Source organism: Pseudomonadota bacterium (assembly GCA_010028905.1).
Taxonomy (GTDB): domain Bacteria; phylum Vulcanimicrobiota; class Xenobia; order RGZZ01; family RGZZ01; genus RGZZ01.
This window is the reverse complement of record RGZZ01000599.1, coordinates 1-2670: the sequence shown is the minus strand read 5'-3', so window position 1 is coordinate 2670 and position 2670 is coordinate 1. Positions and strand designations below refer to the sequence as shown.

The window sequence follows — 2670 nt, the reverse complement described above, 5'->3', positions numbered from 1 at the left end:
CTAACCGTCCAGTAGTAGAAACGATACGAGGTGAGCAAACAGGAGACGAGATCGGTAGCCCGCACAAGCGAGCACCGCAGGCGTACTCTCGGCAGTACGTCGAGGAGCGCAGACGCGGAGGGCACCTAGGTCGGCGACGACTTGCGAGCCGCAGTCGAGACTACTACTGGACGGTTAGTAATTCGTTATAGGAAAATGGCGAGGATCCTCGATAACCAGTCTACGCATCATCTGATGATATTGAGTTCTGTTTACAGCATGGCCGTTTAGAACAAGCCATTCCATCATGCGCTTGCAGCTATAGAACGTTGTCTTTGCGTGATGGTTTCCGACGAGTCGCGTGAGCTGGCGGTCCCGTTTTCGCTTGCCTTTGGGAATGTAGTTTCACGTCGATCGCGGCACAGACGCAAGCGCGCATTGAGGTGTCGTGCTCAATTCAGGCGATCGAATCTATCGCCGTGAGTCCCCAGACCGTTCGGGTGAGGTTTCAGCCGAACAGCGTCGATTTCGCTTCAATCCGAGGCTTTCCCACGCACCGTTCGGTGATCGTTCTTCCGAACACTGGGCACGACGCGAGTGCGTAGCTCAACCCTCTCGACGCAACCCGCTCGACGAAACCCTCTCGACGCAACGGTCGCGGAGCGTGGGGGTCCCCCGCGAGCGACTCGTCACCACGCGGGAGCAGAGCGGGGGACCTCCACGCGTAGCCGACCTCGTTTCGGTAGCAGCATCTCGCCATCCAGTCGTAGGTCCCGTAATCGTTCGGGTGAGGTTTCAGTCGAACAGCGTCGATCTCGCTTCAATCCGAGGTTTTCCCACACACCGTTCTGTGATCGTTCTTCCGAACACTGGGCGACTCGTCTCCGCAACTGTCGCGGAGCGTGGGGGACCCCCATGCGCAGCCGCCCTCGTTTCTTTAGCAGTACCTCGCCACCCAGTCGTAGATCCCGCAACCGTTGGGGTGGGGTTTCAGCCGAACAACGCCAATCTCGCTTGAGTCCGAGGCTTTCCCACGCACCGTTCGGTAAACCGCATTCCGAACAGTAACGCAGCCTTCCCACCTGCCGAGGTCTGATGCATCGGTTGTTTGTTGTTGCATATGGGGAATTGTGTCAGTTTTTTTTGAGTAATCCTGCGATATTGGAAGGAACCCAGCTCTTGCTCAAGTACACCTCTTGTAGCACGAGCAGGGAGGCTACCACCGCTGTCATGCGCAAGCGAAGCGCCTACAAGAAGTTTGTCTGGCACGTCAAGACTGCGAAGCAAGGATGGGTGAGCACCCACGTGACGGCCATCAAAGGGGTAAGCCCGTTCGATATGGCAATCGGATACCTCCGTCTCGCGAAATCCATCGCCTTGTCGAGCAGCAGGTCTCCCAAGCGAGAAGCGCTTGATCAGGCATATGACGCGATGATGAGGACCAAGGGAGCTGAGTAGGCGGCCATCGCGTCTACCGCGGCCTCACCCCCCATTGCAGTCTCAGCCTTTACCGCAGCTCGCTCGACGCAACGCCCGCGGAGCAGGCGCCTGTCGGTAGCGGAACCTCGCTGGCTTGCCGTGGGTCCCCCAAAAAGTGCGGGTGGGCCTACAGCCGAACATTGTCAACTCCGCTTCATTCCAAGGCTTTCCCACGCATCGTTCGGCGATCGTTCTTCCGAACACAGGGCAGAAGGCGCAATCTCAAACCGAAGCCCGCTCTCCGCAATGCCCGCGGAGCGTGGGGGTCCCCCGCGAGCGACTCGTCACCACGCGGGAGCGGAGCGGGGGACCTCCACGCGTAGCAGGCCTCTGTCGGTAGCGGCTCCCCCTGCGCCTACCGCAACCTCCGCGCCTCGGCCGAGCGTGCGTGGCCCTCGAGGCCTTCGAGGCGGGCCAGGGCGGCGGCGTCGGCGGCCAGGGCGGTGGGGTCGTCGAGGTCGAGCCAGGTGCGTGCCCGCAGAAAGGTGAGCACCGACAGGCCGCCGCTCAGTCGTGCGGTGCCGCCGGTGGGCAGCACGTGGTTGGGGCCTGCGCCGTAGTCGCCGTACACCTCGGCTGCGCCGGCGCCGATGAACAGCCCGCCGTACCAGCGCAGGCGACGGGCCACCGCGGCCGCGTCGGCGGTCATGACCTCGAGGTGCTCGGGCGCGAGGCGATCGCACACCGTGATGGCATCGTCAACCGTGCTCACCACCACGGTGAATCCGTTGGTCACCGCGGGGCGCGCGGTGTCGGCGGTGGGAAGGGTCTCGAGCTGCGATCGCAGCGCGTCGTCGACCGCATCAGCCAGCCTCGCGTCGGTGGTCACCAGAACGGGGAGCGCATCCGGATCATGCTCTGCCTGGGCGAGCAGGTCGGCCGCCACCACCCGTGGGTCGGCGGTGGCGTCGGCCAGCACCACAAGCTCGGAGGGGCCGGCCAGCATGTCGATGACCACCTCGCCCGCCACGCACTGCTTTGCCGCGGTCACCCAGCGGTTCCCCGGTCCGACCACGGCGTCGCATGCGGGCACGGGTTCCGCGCCGTAGGCCAGCGCGGCCACCGCGTGGGCGCCCCCCACCGCGAGGAATCCGTCGGCCCCCGCCACGGCCGCCGCGGCCAGGGTGATGGGCGCCGGGCGGGGCGAGGCCACCCATACGGTCTCGACCCCGGCGGCGCGGGCGGTGACGGCAGTCATGATCACCGAGGAGG

General features: G+C 64.2%; 2 protein-coding genes. One reads left to right on the top strand and one right to left on the bottom strand.

The annotated features are described in order from the left end of the window. Positions 1 to 1209 precede the first annotated feature (1209 nt). Positions 1210 to 1437: a hypothetical protein gene (locus EB084_23320; GenBank protein NDD31193.1), complete on the top strand. Its 228-nt coding sequence runs from the start codon at positions 1210 to 1212 to the stop codon at positions 1435 to 1437. 376 nt (positions 1438 to 1813) lie between these two features. On the opposite strand, the gene hisD is transcribed toward EB084_23320, so the two are convergent. After that, positions 1814 to 2670: histidinol dehydrogenase (gene hisD / locus EB084_23315; GenBank protein ID NDD31192.1), on the bottom strand; the 857-nt coding region annotated here is incomplete at its 5' end.